Consider the following 13,591-nt stretch of genomic DNA (forward strand, 5'->3'; position numbering starts at 1 on the left):
ATGAATAATGATTTATTTCGATTTTTTCTCAGCAAGTACATGCTTGACCAATCCGACCACATTATTTACCCCAGATTTTGAGTAGATACTCTTTCGATGGGATTCGACCGTGCGTTCACTAATTCCCAATTCACTAGCTATAACTGAGTTAGATTTTTCATCGAGAATTAGCTGCACGATCTCTTTTTCACGTGGTGTAAATGGCACTGACATAGGCTTCTAAGATTTTCATATCAAAGTTGGGTTGAATGAAAACCTGATGCATCAGGGGGTTTATGCATTTTCCACTAGGGGAATTCCCTTAGCGGGAATCATTTAAGTGAATAAATCAGACCAATTGATGTTCTATCGCAAATTTAGTAAGCCCTACAAGGGTTGAAGTGTTGGTTTTTCGAAAGATGTTTCGTTTGTGTGTCTCCACAGTTTTTTCACTGATAAATAGTTCTTCTGCGATTTGCCTGCCGGTATATTCTTTGGCTACCAGTGTAATGATCTCACGCTCACGCTCACTTAGAAGTTCTTCTATGGAAGGGTACTTCACATCCTCAACCAACATCTTTGTGATAGCAGCACTCACAAACGTCTCGCCAATTGAGGTTTTATCTACTGCCTCCAGTAGCTCATTTTGAGTAGCATGTTTCAAAACGTAACTGTCTGCCCCCGCTTTTAAAACATCCTTGATAATGTGCTTTTCCTGATGCATACTTACAGCAATTACCCTGACATCCGGATATAATTTTTTAACCTTAGCAATAAACTCAGTGCCTTTCATTTCCGGCATATTCACATCAGAAATAATCAGGTCAACCTTGGTATTTGATAAAGCATCCAAAGCCTGGCGTGCAGAAGTGGAGGTACCAATAATCTGGTTATTACCGTGATTTTGCAGCAACTCCATCATACCATCTATCATTAACTGATGATCATCTATAATGAATATTTTAAGCGGGCCCTTCATTTAAGCTACTGCAGCTACTTGTTTAGAATAAGGAACTTCTATGGTAACCGTGGTATTTTTTCTTCCGGGCATAGTATCAAAATCAAAAGATCCGTGGAGTAGATCCAATCGAGAGTGGATGTTTTTCCAGCCATTACCACTGCCATTTTTGAAATTAGATAGGTCAAAACCATCACCATCATCTTCTATTATAAGTGACAATCCATTTCCAACATCTGTCAGGCTAATATTCAGTTTATTCGCATTGGAGTATTTGATTATATTACTCACCAATTCCTGAACAATTCGGTAAAGGGCAACTTTTTGTTCATCATCTATTTTATTCTTTACTTCGAATGACTGGAAAGCGACTTGAATTTTACCACTTCCATTGATTTGATCTTTTAATTCTTCCAATGCCTCCTCTATTCCTTTTTCAAAAAGTGTGTGAGGCATCAAATCAAAAGCAATATTTTTCAAAGAACTGTACATGGAATTCAGGATTTTATCTGACTTGTCATCTGTCTGTGAGACATTCAATTTCAAGGCTGAAATCAGCTGTCCGAAATCATCGTGGAGATCCATTGCAAATCGTTTTCTTTCTTTCTCTTGAGAGGAAATCACCGCTCGTATTTGCTCTTCTTTTAGTCGAGTCTTTTCTTGCTCTAGAGCCACTCGCTGTTTGTATTCTTTTCGCTTGAATAGCCAAAATGCTGCTATCACCACACCGACTATTGCTACAATTAGAATGGTGATGCTGGACTTATTTTTATCAATGATAGCCGCCTGAAGTTCTTTTTCAGTATTCAATAGTGCGATTTCCCGCTCTTTCTTTTCTGTTTCATATTTCGTCTCTAGTTCTGCTATTTGCTTGTTTTTTTGCTCATTGAGCATAGAATCAGTGTATGCATAATAAAGATCCTTATATTCAAGAGCAGATTTATAATCATTCAAATCTGTGTATGCTTCTGAAAGAGATAAGTAATACTGCTGGAAATGATATTTAGATTTTAATTCCCGAATGATAGCGATAGCAGAATCTCCGTAAACGAAAGATTTATTAAAGCTTCCCAGCTTTCTGGTTAAGTCCATTGCCTGCAAATAGCTGCCTGCCAGAATGTTTCTGTCATTCAATTTTTTGGCAGCACTTACCGTCTCCAGTGCTGTTGCTAGTGCTTTTCTTAATTCACCATTCTCTTCATAGATGATGGATAAATTGTTTAGTCCAATCAGCTGCCCTTGTTTGTTGCCTGTAGCATCATAGATGTCAATCGCCTGACTCAGAAAAAATGCACATGAGTCCAGATTTTGTTGGAAAAAGTAGTTCCCGGCAATATTCATGGTTGCATTAGCCGCAGACACTGAGTCACCTCTTGATAAACTGCCCGATAAAGCCATTTTCAGATACGTGTTGGCTTTCCCGTATTCTTTAATTTCAGTGTATGTGGTTCCCAATTGATTGTATACATCAATGCAGTTTTTTGTGACTTCATTTTCACAATTGGGGAGAACTTTGAAATAATAGTAGGTCGTAGAATCATATTCACGTTTACGATAATGTGCGTACCCTAAATGGTAATAGGTTTTGAGTATGCTTTCCTGTTTATCAGCCTCACTAAAGAGTTTGAGTGCCTTCTTAAATGATTTTAAGCTTTCATCATGATATCCCTGTTTTACCTGTGCAAGCCCTCTGGCTTCAGCTATCAACGCATGTCCATTGATTGATTTAACTGACTCATAAATCTTTTCCGCCTTCACGTACCACTTTTCTGCTTCACCATATAAGAAATGATCCTGATAGATATATCCATAATCAAGATAAGCTCTTGCTAATCGTTCCACGTCATTCAGCGATTGACTCATGGCTATCGCTCTTTCTGCGTAAGAAAAAGCAAGCACACTATCCTTTGCTGAATAAGCTTCAACCAGCTGATGAAGAATATCAATGTTCTCAGTATTTTCATCTTTCGTAAGCTGAGACTCCAGTTCACTGGCCTGAGCCAGAAGTTCATTCATTCCAATGAAAAGAATTAAAAGTAGAGAGGCAAATCGAACCATGACGCAATGATTTAAGTGAATTAGGCTTAATCAATTTGCGAAAAAAAGTGTGGATTACCAATTTTCTCACCGAGTCAGGAGCTTGTAAAAAGAATCGGATAGCAGGTTTTATTCTTTAATCAATCCTAGCTCCATCAAAATAGCTGATGCGCATGTGACAACCATCTTCAACTCCAACATAATGAAATTGCGTTCTGGGCCAGGTAGCCTGCGGGAAATGTTTCATGAGAATCGGGCTCTGTACCTTTAATAGAATACCAATCACATTAGGGTCATGCCCTTTTTTAAACCGCTCATTTAAATGTTTCTTGGCTTCCATTACTAAATTCAACACAACACCCTGTTGTCTGTGTTTAGCTCCCACAAACGCCCTAAAAACCCAGAAAGTTTTCCCAATAGGTTCATATAACCGCTTAATCACAGTGCTAACACCGATAATTGCTCGGTCCTCACCTCTTGCTAAAAGCACCAATTCTGCAATCCTATTTTGTGCTTGTTCGGAAGTTAAAGCCCCTTCAGCGACCCAAAAGTCTATGACTTCTTTCTTCGCTTCTTCGCTTAAACTTTGGTAGACAAACTCAATTTTAGGATTCATAGCTAATCAATGGGATAAGGTACGAATACAAAATTCGTGAACTGTTCATCAATTACAAAAAGGCAACAAAACTCGTCAGGATCCTTATAATTTTCCTTGAACGCTTTTTCTTCAGCTATTAACCCGCGTTGAATAAATTCCTCCATCATAGAGGCGAAATAATGCCATTCATTCTCAGCTTGATTTTTTTCTACCAGCATCTGTCCGATCGGCTGGTCTATTTGACACATGGCAAAAACCGGATATTCTGAAAAGCCCTGTTTTTTGATGGCATAAGAGGCTTCTTTCAGTGTTTCTGAAACCTTCACAAAATCAGAAGAAATCTTTCCTAAATACTTTGGATTTAATTCTGGATCGTTTTGCATGTTATTTTTATGAAAATATGCCCGGTAAAAGCTTCAAATTTAAAGAGATAGTCATTCATAATGAGGAAAGAGGATGTATGAATAATATTTTTTTAGGATTGTCTGCGAGGGTTTGATTCGAGTTTGGAGTCTAAAGAGGAAATCAACATTAGAATTAAAATGAAAGCACTTCAAAACAGCATGTTAATCCTCTTTATTGGTATTTCAATCTCTACGCTTGCACAACCTCCAGGAGGTGGTCGGGGAGGAAGACCTGGCGGTGGTCCTGAAGAGATGATTGCACGCGAAAAACAGGCACTTTATAGCAAAGTCAAGGACTTGACTGATGATCAAAAGCTACTCCTCGATGGAATTTATGAGGAATTTGGCACAACGCTGAAAGAAACTTTTGAGGAGTTGAGACAAAGCAATGATAGAGAAGGAAGAAGAAAAAAAATGGAAGCACTGAGGAAGGAAAAAGATGAGTTGATTGCCGATGTGTTGAATGAAGATCAATTTGAAATCTACAAAAGCATCAGCCAAACCAGAAGGGAGAAGAGAAGTGATGATGATGGGGACGGTAAAAATTAAGTTGTTATGAGAGCAACTTTACTCACGTTCTTCACTTTCTTATTTAGTTTTTTTATTGCTTTTGCTCAAGAACAGGAACTATCCGTTTCTGGTGCTGTGGTAGATGCTTCAGATAGATCTCCCCTGATTGGAGCTACGGTCCTGATGGTGAACATCAAAGATTCGACACGATCAAAGTTTGCCGTGGCGGATGGAGATGGGAGATTTTCCATACCCGATCTCGAGCGCGCATTTTATCGATTGAGAATATCGAATGTAGGCTATAAATCGAGTACTAAAATTTTGCGAGTTACCATTCAGGACCAGGCACTGGGAACTATATCATTAGAACCGGAAGTGACCAATTTGGATGAAGTGGTTGTAGAGGGAGAGGTGATAGCCGTACAACAAATTGGAGATACCACCCAATACAATGCGGCTGCCTATAAAACAAATCCGGATGCTTCTGCCAAAGATCTGGTTAGCAAAATGCCGGGGATAGTAGTGGATAGTGACGGTGTGAGTGCCAATGGCGAAAGCATCGAACAAGTGCTGTTGGATGGAAAACGGTTTTTCGGACAAGATCCGTTGCTTTCACTTAATACCATTCCGGCTGATATTGTGGATAAAGTACAAGTCTACGATGAAGAAAGTGATCAGGCACAATTTACTGGGTTTGATGATGGTAACAGCTCCTGGACTATGAATGTAGTGACCAAAGAAGACAAACGAAACGGGCAATTTGGAAAATCCTATGCTGGATATGGTGAAAATGAGTTGTACAAAGCTGGAGCTACGATTAATTCTTTCAACAAAGATCAGCGGCTCACATTTCTTGGATTGGCCAACAACATCAACCTGCAAAACTTTGGAAGTGAAGATCTGATAGGTGTAAGTGGAGGAGGAGGTCGTGGTGGATTTCGTGGAGGAGGTAATCAGTCGTTTATTACCGGAACACAAGATGGCATCACCCGAACCAATTCAATCGGGTTAAACCTTACGGATGACTGGGGAACCAACACCTCATTTGAAGGGAGCTATTTTTTCAACCAAACACGAAACAACAACGATCAACTGCTGAGTCGCGAATCATTTTTGAGAGGAGAAAACCAATTTTATTCAGAGGATCTACAGTCAGTAACAGACAACTCTAATCACCGATTAAACCTTCGTGCTAATCACAAAATTGATGAAAATAACAATCTGTTGGTACGGTCTTCTTTTAGTTACCAGGACAATGAGAGTACTGAAGTTACGCTTGGTGAGACAACCAATCAAAGCGGTGAGCTGCTTAGTGAAACTTTCAATAATTACTCAAGTTCAAATACGTCTTTCAATTTCACCAACAATCTTATCTTCCAACATAAGTTCGATAAGGTAGGAAGAACGATATCCTTTGATCTCAACACTCGGATAAACCCAACTAAAAGAGAAAATTTATACGAAGATCTGTCACTTGATTCGCTCATTGAATACAATACTGATGAAGCGCAGTATACGCTTGGTTCTAGGGTTACCTATACAGAGCCTGTGGGTACAACGGGACAGGTATCGATGAGCTATGAGGTGAGCAAGTCCGTTAGAAAATCGGATAAAGAGACGTTTGTCATAACGGAAGCAACCGGGGCTGAAACGTTTAGTGAAGACTTGTCCAGCAACTTTGAAAGCAGATACTCAAAACACCTTCCAGGCATCCGATATTCAAATAATAAGTTTGGGAACATATTTGATGTATCCTTGACCTATCAGTATGCGACACTGAACAACGATCAGGTGCTTCCTCTTGCTGAAGGAACTAAACGGAGTTTTAGCAATTTTCTTCCATCTATTTTGGGTAGGGTTAACTTTGGTGAGAGTGGTAATTTTTTTACCAGGTATTCAACCTCGACTACTGAGCCATCAGCTAGTCAGCTGCAAAATGTGATTGACAATAGTAATCCACTTTTCCTTTCAGTTGGAAACCCGGATCTTAATCAAACCTATTCGCATTCATTGCAAATGCGTTTTCAGAAAAATTTCTTTGACAGGAATGCTACCCTTTCCAATCGAACCACCATATCGACGAGTACTGATTACATAGGAAACAGCACTTCCATTATCAAGGCGGATTCTGTTACTTCAGGAGGTATCTCGTTAGTAGAGGGAGCACAATTGACTACACCTGTTAACATGGACGGTTATTGGTCTGTGCGTAATAATACTACCTATGGAATACTAATCTCGCCCATAAAGAATAATCTGAATGTGTCGGCAGGAATGAGTTACACCAGACTTCCTGGAATAACGAACGATGTATTGAATATGGCAAAAACCTATTCAGCTGATGTAAAGGTTGGTTTGGTAAGTAATATCAGTGAAAATATCGACTACAATTTGTATTATCAGATATCGGGAAGCAGGGTATATAATTCCATCCAGTCAGCAACCAACAGCCAATACTACACGCAAACTTTTGGATCTACTATTAATTTAATTTTTCCAAAAGGATTTGTTTTCCGCAATGAAACACTGCATCAGAAGTATAATGGTGTGAACGATTCATTTGATACTCAATATACCTTGTGGAATATGGGTGTGGCCAGGAAGTTCTTGAAGGATAGTCGTGGAGAACTGGAGCTGTCTGTTTTCGACCTACTCGGGGAAAATCAAAGCTTTGATCAGACGGTCACCGCTCAATATGTGCAAGAGAGTCAGACGCAGGTGTTGCAGCGTTATTTTATGCTGACGTTTACGTATCAACTTAGGAATTTTAAATAAGGTTAAACTTGTTTAGTTGGGCTTACCTCTTTCTGGTCGTCTGCTTGGCGAATTGGCAAGCATAGGAATGATATTTGCGATTACTTCTTCAAACTTCGCCAGTTGCTCCTCATTGCAAAGTTCTTTTAGCTCTTCAAAATGATTGTAGGTGAGAATTATTTTATCTTTTTTCAACTTCATAATTTGCTGAAGAAGTATCTCCTTGTCTTCTGAGCTGGCCTCCGTTGAAAGTTGTTCAAAATAAGATCGAACCAGCGTTCTTTCTTCTATCATCAGCTCTCTAACAGCTTGTCGATGGGTTTGCACCATTTCACCAAACTGCTTCTCTTGTACTTCTGTGAATGCGAGCTTCTGACTTATTTGGGCTCTCGCCCCCATTTGTCTACTAGGATGCTTAGGTCTGAAGACAAATAATACCACCAATCCTACATTGATGACTAACAATATAAAAAATCCAATTTTATACAGCTTACTATTCATAGTCGTAAAGGTTAAAATCAGTCATTAGTTGAGGGTAACTGCTGGAATCTTCTGTCGTTACATTCTCGGAAGATAGGTAATTAGAAACGGCCCAAACGTTTGAGCAAACTACCAAGGCCACCACTGCAGCTACTTTCATCCAGCTACCTGCAGGTTGCTGCTGTTTCATTCTCTGGTCTGCCAGTTTTTGCTGGATTTTCGCAAAACCATCAGTGGGAGCCTTCGCCTTTTGAATGCTGTCAAGGCTATTCATTGCTTTGGTAATACGCTTTTCTTGTTCCATATCCATTTTGACGTTTTTTAACATTATTTCCCTCGCTCGGGATACAATTTTTCCAATTCTTTTCTTAAACTGGTCTTTGCTCGCTGCACCAAAGATTCCACAGATTTTCGACTTTGCTTCATGATTTCAGCAACTTCCTTTTGAGGAAGTCCTTCGACCTGAGTGAGAATAAAGGCAGTTTTCTGATTTTCTGAAAGCGAATCAATGGCTTTGAACAACTGCTGAGCATCTTCCTTGTTTTCCAACTTCACACCTGGGTGATCAAAATCCGGAGTTTCGTGCTTAACCTCTGATGAATGTTTCACATAAAGAGAAGTGAATATGCCGGAGCGCTTTTGACTGTTCTTCTTTCTCAGAAAATCCAGTGACTTGTTTACGGCAATACGATAGATCCAGGTACTAACGGACGAATTGAATTTAAAGCTGGTAGCTGTATTATAGATGGAGACAAATACATCCTGCAACAACTCTTCCGCATCTTCCTCATTTTTAGTATAACTGATAAGCGTATTAAATACGCGATCGCAATAGTTATTGTAAAGTTGCTCAAGTGCTTCTTCATTTCCCTGAGATATTGAATGCAAGCAACTTTTATCGTCAATCATTCATTTATGTTAAAAGAGGCTATTTATTTCTCAATTTCAAAAGAACAACATTTTCCACATGTTGGGTCTGTGGAAACATGTCTACCGGCTGAATTTTTTCAACGTTATACACCTCTCCTAAGACCTCTAAATCTCGCGCCTGGGTGGCAGGATTGCAGCTAACATAAACAATGCGGTCCACCTTGAGATCTGCAAGCAGTTGCGTGACCCGAGGGTGCATGCCTGCACGAGGAGGGTCAGTGATAATGACATCAGGTTTACCATGCTGATTAATGAACTCATTGGCTAATAAGTCCTTCATGTCACCAGCGTAGAAATCCGTATTTGTAATGCCATTTAACTCAGAGTTGACAAAAGCATCTTTGATCGCATCTTCCACATATTCGATCCCCACAACTTTTTTCGCTGATCTGGCAACAAAATTGGCGATTGTGCCGGTTCCGGTATAAAGATCATAAACCAATTCGTCTCCTTTGAGGTCAGCGAAATCAGCAGCTATTTTGTAGAGTTTGTGTGCCTGAGCAGAGTTGGTTTGATAAAACGACTTTGGTCCTATCTTAAATTTAAGATCTCCCATCTGTTCCATAATGTGATCCTTACCAGCATATAACTCAATCTCCAGGTCACTGTAAGAATCATTTCCCTTTTCGTTGATCACATACATGAGGGAGGTAATCTCAGGAAACGCTCTTTGAATGAAGTTCATCACCAAGTCCAGCATTTCCTGATCTCGGTAGTGGACCTGAAGGATCACCATCACATCTCCAGTAGAGGCAGTTCTAATCACCAGGTTTCTTAAAAAGCCCTCCTGATTCTTTACATCATAAAAAGAAATGCCATGCTGATCTGCAAATTCTTTTACCTTCAATCGAATCTCATTTGATGGATCGGCCTGCAGATGACACTTACTGATGTTGACGATTTTATTGTATTGTTTAGGAATATGGAATCCTAGACCAGTCCGAACATGCTCCTCATCCGACTGGATTTCTTCTTTTGTCAGCCACCGAAAGTTTGAGAATGTAAACTCCAGCTTATTTCGGTAGAAGGATGTCTTTTCTGAACCTAAAATGGGCATCACATTAGGAAGGTCTAATCCACTTAGTTTTCTAAGGTTTTCTTCCACATGTCCTTGCTTGTATTTCAGCTGTGCTTCGTAGCTCATATGCTGCCACTTACATCCACCACACAGACCAAAGTGTTCGCAAAAAGGCTCAATTCGCTCATCAGATTTTTTGACTAGCTCTTCTGCATATGCTTCGAGAAATTTCTTTTTCTTTCCAACAATTCTGGCATTCACCACATCTCCAGGGACGGTCTCTTTTACAAATACCACTTTGCCATCCACACGTCCCACACCTTTTCCTTCTGATGATATTCCGGTTATTTCCAGTGAATCTATTGTTATTCCTTTTTTCATGCGAGTTATCAGCCTTAATTGCTCGCAAAATTACGATTCGCTTTTGTTATTGAAGTGCTTTTACGCTTTTAAAGCAATAATCAACTATGCATAAACGGTGCAGAACTTGAAGTAGATGGAGGTTTGAGTCAGGTTTGGATACAACAAGAAGAGGCTGTCTATTTTAGACAGCCTCAATTTTATAAATGATCATGCTCATTAGCATGCAAATGCATTACTTCTAGTTTTCTTTAGAACTCAAATTCAAATTTCAGAATTGATCCAATCAAGCTGTCATCGCTACTCCCTGTATCACATGGAGCTCCTAAAACCGTACAGGTTTGCATGCCCCTAGACCCTTTGCAAGGGACGAAGGTGAATTCATGACAGTATCCACCGTCACATACTCGTTTTGTACATCCCTTTTCGTCAACGTTAATCGGTTTTTTCTTCTTTTTCTTCTTCTTAGCTTTTTTAGGAGATTTTTCTCCGGAAGCAAGCGTTTCATATTCAACTGCATCCAGTTCTAAGGCGTCCCCTTTTACAACCTCAGTGAGATCGCCATCTCTGGCACTTAGCAGAAAGACATCCCAACCATCGATTTCTTGGTTGTAGGTATAAAAAGCAAGGCATTTAATGGTGTTGGATGAACTTAGGAGCTCCTGTTTGGTAGATTCCTCAATAGATTCCTGATCCTGGATCCATTCATGATAATTCAATTCAGGTTCCAGTAAACCCTCAACCGGATTAGTTTCCAGAAACTCACTGACTTTAATATAAACCTCTTGGTTTACTGGTGAACTGTCATGAAAAGCGCCCGACGCTACTTGTTCTAGCTGATCACTAGCTATTAGCTGATTACTGTCTTCCTGACAAGCATATAGCATCAATATACTTGTCAATAGGGTAATTGATTTTAATGTATTCATAATGTTTAAATAGTTTATTTAAACCTATGAATACTGGCTAATGGATGCTATTGTCTTTTAGTGGAGGGTCGTTACCTTTTAGTTAACAATACGATCTGAATAGTTGAGTAACCAAGGACTCGAGCTATAGCAAGTACTACATGTACTATTTAAGTACCGACCTGGATAGTTAGTTTTCTATTTAAACATTGACTTTCTCCAACGAAAACTGATTATCAGGTAAATACCAATGACATTTATTGCAGCAATGGCTACCAGCATCGTTTTGGGGATTTCAGGTAGACTAAAGCGAGGTAATTCCAAAGAAAAACCATCACCGATATTTAAAAATTGATTTTTAATCAATTGAAATGCTTCTGGAGCTTCAATTGCAAATCCGCTGGAGTTTATCAATAGGTAAAACAGTGTAATAGCGAATATGCTTCCTATTATCATCCATGCTTTTTTACTGATTATAGGTTCATATTCAAAAGCCTTTGGGTTTACATCTATTCGGTGCATGACCTTCTCAGTGATATTAGCGCTCGGCTTTATCTCGCTCTCCTCAAACAATCTTTTAAGTAATTCGTCTTCCTGATTTATATCCATCATAATGTTGATTGTTTAACGCCCATATCCTTTAAAATTTCCAGCAACTTCTTCCGACTCCTGTGCAAAAGGATCTTCACATTCGAGTGTGTTAGATCTGTCACCTCACAAATTTCCAGAAGCGATAGCTCTTGATAGTAAAATAAAGTTACCGCAGATCGTTCATCTGGTTTCAACTGTGCCAGTGCGCGACTCAAAACCTGCTGTCGATCATCCAGGTGTAAATTTTTTGTAGGGGAATTCACCACATTGCCTGCGCTTGAATTTGTCACATTATCAAGAGAAACGTTTATAGGTGTCTTCTTTCTAAAATGTGTCAGGCAATTTCGATGTGCAATACGGATGAGCCAGGTTGAAAACGCAGCATCCCCTCGAAATTGACTAAGTGAACGATAAGCTTTTACAAATGTATCTTGCACCATTTCTTCGGCATCTTCCCGATTATTCATCAGGTAATTCACATAATTGAAAACTTTAGCTTCATATTTATCGACCAGAATAGCGTAATTGCGCCACTCGCCTTTTAAAATGCGATCGATAAGCTCAGCCTCGGTTTTCATGTTCATTTTCAGCTTTGACTACCAAAGCCTATAATAGGTTACGAAATTTTTTAGGTTTTTGTAACCTCTTTTTATAACCGGTAGTCAAAGAGGGCAAATTCAGTAACAATTTTAAATTATACATATGGAACCATTAATAGTTTTCCTCGCACTCTTCGGCACCATATTCGGTATCGCTTATGTGTTTTTGACCACCAGAAATAAAGAACGACTTGCATTGATAGAAAAAGGAGTAGAAGCTTCTCTTTTCAATACCAAAGGGTCCAAATTCTCCATTGCTAAATTCATCCTCAATATCGCACTCCTTTTTATGGGAATAGGCGCAGGTATTTTTATCGGAGATTTGTTGGCCGCCAGTATTGATATGGAAGAAGAGGTAGCTATTCCATCCATGCTATTCATCTTTGGTGGACTTGGCCTGGTAGCTGGTTTTTTCATCACCAGAAACATGGAGTCAAAAGGGGACTAAAACGTAAAACACAATCGCATTATTAGGAGGGTACAAGAAGCATGACTTGTGCCCTTTTTTAGAAAATATAGGGTTCTCGATACTTCTTTTGTCATGCCGTGCTTGACACGGCATCTTCCAAGGATCTTAATTTTTAGTAAGGATGATACCGTATCAAGAACAGTATGAGAACATGCGAGCATAAGTCATTTAGTTTTTCCTCCGATACAATGCTTGTCGACAAATAGGTCCGTTATGAAAATCGAGAACTTGAACCTTCCTCTATGTCATGCCGTGCTTTGACACGGCATCTTGATAAGCTTCCTTATTATCTGTTTCCAGATAGACTATAGTTCATATAATGTGGTTTTTTGACTGCCTGCTAACTTAAGTCATGAATAATCTACTTCGAGACGATGCTTGTCGACAAACAGGTCCGTTATGAAAAAAAGAAACAAGAACTTTCCTCTATGTCATGCCGTGCTTGACACGGCATCTTCCAAGGTTCTTAAATTTTTAATAAGGAGGATACCGCATCAAGTGCGGTATGACAAAGTAGACTGCTAACATAATCGTATCATGCCGCGCTTTGGCTTATAATACAAAAATTCCACTCTATGTCATGCCGTGCTTTGACACGGCATCTTCTAATAAATTAGCCTAAGTGGACTAATCATACCATCCGATAGATAAATCTTTCCAATCGGGGTTATCTTTCTTAATAAGCTCAACTTTCCATTCTCTCTTCCATTTTTTGATAAGCTTTTCCCTGCTTATTGCCTCATTTACATCATTGTGTGACTCATACCAGACCAGTTGATCAACCTGATATTTTCGGGTAAATGAATTTGGATCTAGCTTTTGCTTGTGTTCAAACACTCTTCGCTCTAAGTCATTAGTCATTCCGGTGTAGAGAACAGTTTTTGAATAGTTAGTGAGTATGTAAACAAAGTATTCTTTATAGGACATATCACTTATCCTTAATGCAGTACTAAGAGAATTATTAATTTCCTCAAAGGAATATAACGCATCAAGTGC

Annotated in this window: 16 protein-coding genes; 3 read left to right on the forward strand and 13 right to left on the reverse strand. The window is 39.2% G+C overall.

The window, feature by feature from the left end; all coding sequences use genetic code 11:
• Nucleotides 1-12 precede the first annotated feature (12 nt).
• The 5 genes from ACO05G_RS01410 to ACO05G_RS01430 form a co-directional block, all read right to left on the reverse strand.
• Nucleotides 13-213 (reverse strand): LuxR C-terminal-related transcriptional regulator, encoded by a 201-nt coding sequence (locus tag ACO05G_RS01410; RefSeq protein WP_420316510.1) that lies wholly within the window; start codon nt 211-213, stop codon nt 13-15.
• Between the two features lie 115 nt (nt 214-328).
• Nucleotides 329-958, reverse strand: a complete 630-nt coding sequence (locus tag ACO05G_RS01415; protein WP_421764356.1) for a response regulator — start codon at nt 956-958, stop codon at nt 329-331.
• Nucleotides 959-2,995, reverse strand: a complete 2,037-nt coding sequence (locus ACO05G_RS01420; protein WP_421764357.1) for a tetratricopeptide repeat-containing sensor histidine kinase — start codon at nt 2,993-2,995, stop codon at nt 959-961.
• A 115-nt stretch (nt 2,996-3,110) separates the two neighbouring features.
• Nucleotides 3,111-3,590 carry a hypothetical protein gene (locus ACO05G_RS01425; protein ID WP_421764358.1) on the reverse strand — a complete coding sequence of 160 codons (480 nt, stop codon included), beginning with the start codon at nt 3,588-3,590 and terminating at the stop codon, nt 3,111-3,113.
• 2 nt (nt 3,591-3,592) lie between these two features.
• On the reverse strand, nt 3,593-3,955 hold the full coding sequence (locus tag ACO05G_RS01430) for a hypothetical protein (protein ID WP_421764359.1): 363 nt from the start codon (nt 3,953-3,955) through the stop codon (nt 3,593-3,595).
• Nucleotides 3,956-4,114: 159 nt separating this feature from the next.
• On the opposite strand from ACO05G_RS01430, the gene ACO05G_RS01435 reads away from it, so the two are divergent.
• Together ACO05G_RS01435 and ACO05G_RS01440 are read left to right on the forward strand one after the other, a co-directional pair.
• The gene (locus ACO05G_RS01435) at nt 4,115-4,525 is read left to right on the forward strand and encodes a hypothetical protein (protein WP_421764360.1); all 411 of its coding nucleotides are present in this window, start codon (nt 4,115-4,117) and stop codon (nt 4,523-4,525) included.
• Nucleotides 4,526-4,531: 6 nt separating this feature from the next.
• A complete protein-coding gene (locus ACO05G_RS01440) occupies nt 4,532-7,261 on the forward strand; it encodes an outer membrane beta-barrel protein (protein ID WP_421764361.1) in 2,730 nt (909 codons plus the stop codon).
• A gap of 12 nt (nt 7,262-7,273) precedes the next feature.
• On the opposite strand, the gene ACO05G_RS01445 is transcribed toward ACO05G_RS01440, so the two are convergent.
• The 7 genes from ACO05G_RS01445 to ACO05G_RS01475 all read right to left on the reverse strand — a co-directional run bounded on the left by ACO05G_RS01445 (nt 7,274) and on the right by ACO05G_RS01475 (nt 12,105).
• Nucleotides 7,274-7,741, reverse strand: coding sequence for a hypothetical protein (locus ACO05G_RS01445; RefSeq protein ID WP_348282604.1), 468 nt, complete (start codon nt 7,739-7,741; stop codon nt 7,274-7,276).
• Nucleotides 7,734-8,030, reverse strand: coding sequence for a hypothetical protein (locus tag ACO05G_RS01450; RefSeq protein ID WP_421764362.1), 297 nt, complete (start codon nt 8,028-8,030; stop codon nt 7,734-7,736). Before ACO05G_RS01450 ends, ACO05G_RS01445 begins: the two co-directional genes overlap by 8 nt.
• Before the next feature lie 17 nt (nt 8,031-8,047).
• Nucleotides 8,048-8,629, reverse strand: coding sequence for an RNA polymerase sigma factor (locus ACO05G_RS01455; RefSeq protein ID WP_421764363.1), 582 nt, complete (start codon nt 8,627-8,629; stop codon nt 8,048-8,050).
• A 19-nt stretch (nt 8,630-8,648) separates the two neighbouring features.
• The gene (gene rlmD, locus ACO05G_RS01460; protein WP_421764364.1) at nt 8,649-10,049 is read right to left on the reverse strand and encodes a 23S rRNA (uracil(1939)-C(5))-methyltransferase RlmD; all 1,401 of its coding nucleotides are present in this window, start codon (nt 10,047-10,049) and stop codon (nt 8,649-8,651) included.
• 230 nt (nt 10,050-10,279) lie between these two features.
• Complete coding sequence (locus tag ACO05G_RS01465) at nt 10,280-10,957, reverse strand: hypothetical protein (RefSeq protein WP_421764365.1); 678 nt, start codon at nt 10,955-10,957, stop codon at nt 10,280-10,282.
• A gap of 177 nt (nt 10,958-11,134) precedes the next feature.
• Nucleotides 11,135-11,548 carry a hypothetical protein gene (locus tag ACO05G_RS01470; RefSeq protein WP_421764366.1) on the reverse strand — a complete coding sequence of 138 codons (414 nt, stop codon included), beginning with the start codon at nt 11,546-11,548 and terminating at the stop codon, nt 11,135-11,137.
• Nucleotides 11,545-12,105 (reverse strand): RNA polymerase sigma factor, encoded by a 561-nt coding sequence (locus ACO05G_RS01475; RefSeq protein WP_421764367.1) that lies wholly within the window; start codon nt 12,103-12,105, stop codon nt 11,545-11,547. The genes ACO05G_RS01470 and ACO05G_RS01475 overlap by 4 nt, the downstream gene beginning before the upstream one ends.
• A 124-nt stretch (nt 12,106-12,229) precedes the next feature.
• Here ACO05G_RS01475 and ACO05G_RS01480 point away from each other — a divergent pair, with 124 nt between their 5' ends.
• A complete protein-coding gene (locus ACO05G_RS01480) occupies nt 12,230-12,574 on the forward strand; it encodes a DUF6249 domain-containing protein (protein WP_421764368.1) in 345 nt (114 codons plus the stop codon).
• A gap of 648 nt (nt 12,575-13,222) precedes the next feature.
• On the opposite strand, the gene ACO05G_RS01485 is transcribed toward ACO05G_RS01480, so the two are convergent.
• Nucleotides 13,223-13,522 (reverse strand): GIY-YIG nuclease family protein, encoded by a 300-nt coding sequence (locus tag ACO05G_RS01485; RefSeq protein ID WP_421764369.1) that lies wholly within the window; start codon nt 13,520-13,522, stop codon nt 13,223-13,225.
• Nucleotides 13,523-13,591: the final 69 nt, after the last annotated feature.

Source organism: Ekhidna sp. (assembly GCF_965227465.1).
In the GTDB taxonomy this organism is placed as follows: domain Bacteria; phylum Bacteroidota; class Bacteroidia; order Cytophagales; family Cyclobacteriaceae; genus Ekhidna.

Excerpts from the sequence above, each read along its gene's own strand:
- ACO05G_RS01410 (WP_420316510.1), bottom strand. The coding sequence starts at position 213 with ATGTCAGTGCCATTTACACCACGTGAAAAAGAGATCGTGCAGCTAATT.
- ACO05G_RS01415 (WP_421764356.1), bottom strand. The coding sequence starts at position 958 with ATGAAGGGCCCGCTTAAAATATTCATTATAGATGATCATCAGTTAATG.
- ACO05G_RS01420 (WP_421764357.1), bottom strand. The coding sequence starts at position 2,995 with ATGGTTCGATTTGCCTCTCTACTTTTAATTCTTTTCATTGGAATGAAT.
- ACO05G_RS01425 (WP_421764358.1), bottom strand. The coding sequence starts at position 3,590 with ATGAATCCTAAAATTGAGTTTGTCTACCAAAGTTTAAGCGAAGAAGCG.
- ACO05G_RS01430 (WP_421764359.1), bottom strand. The coding sequence starts at position 3,955 with ATGCAAAACGATCCAGAATTAAATCCAAAGTATTTAGGAAAGATTTCT.
- ACO05G_RS01435 (WP_421764360.1), top strand. The coding sequence starts at position 4,115 with ATGAAAGCACTTCAAAACAGCATGTTAATCCTCTTTATTGGTATTTCA.
- ACO05G_RS01440 (WP_421764361.1), top strand. The coding sequence starts at position 4,532 with ATGAGAGCAACTTTACTCACGTTCTTCACTTTCTTATTTAGTTTTTTT.
- ACO05G_RS01445 (WP_348282604.1), bottom strand. The coding sequence starts at position 7,741 with ATGAATAGTAAGCTGTATAAAATTGGATTTTTTATATTGTTAGTCATC.
- ACO05G_RS01450 (WP_421764362.1), bottom strand. The coding sequence starts at position 8,030 with ATGGATATGGAACAAGAAAAGCGTATTACCAAAGCAATGAATAGCCTT.
- ACO05G_RS01455 (WP_421764363.1), bottom strand. The coding sequence starts at position 8,629 with ATGATTGACGATAAAAGTTGCTTGCATTCAATATCTCAGGGAAATGAA.
- rlmD (WP_421764364.1), bottom strand. The coding sequence starts at position 10,049 with ATGAAAAAAGGAATAACAATAGATTCACTGGAAATAACCGGAATATCA.
- ACO05G_RS01465 (WP_421764365.1), bottom strand. The coding sequence starts at position 10,957 with ATGAATACATTAAAATCAATTACCCTATTGACAAGTATATTGATGCTA.
- ACO05G_RS01470 (WP_421764366.1), bottom strand. The coding sequence starts at position 11,548 with ATGATGGATATAAATCAGGAAGACGAATTACTTAAAAGATTGTTTGAG.
- ACO05G_RS01475 (WP_421764367.1), bottom strand. The coding sequence starts at position 12,105 with ATGAAAACCGAGGCTGAGCTTATCGATCGCATTTTAAAAGGCGAGTGG.
- ACO05G_RS01480 (WP_421764368.1), top strand. The coding sequence starts at position 12,230 with ATGGAACCATTAATAGTTTTCCTCGCACTCTTCGGCACCATATTCGGT.
- ACO05G_RS01485 (WP_421764369.1), bottom strand. The coding sequence starts at position 13,522 with ATGTCCTATAAAGAATACTTTGTTTACATACTCACTAACTATTCAAAA.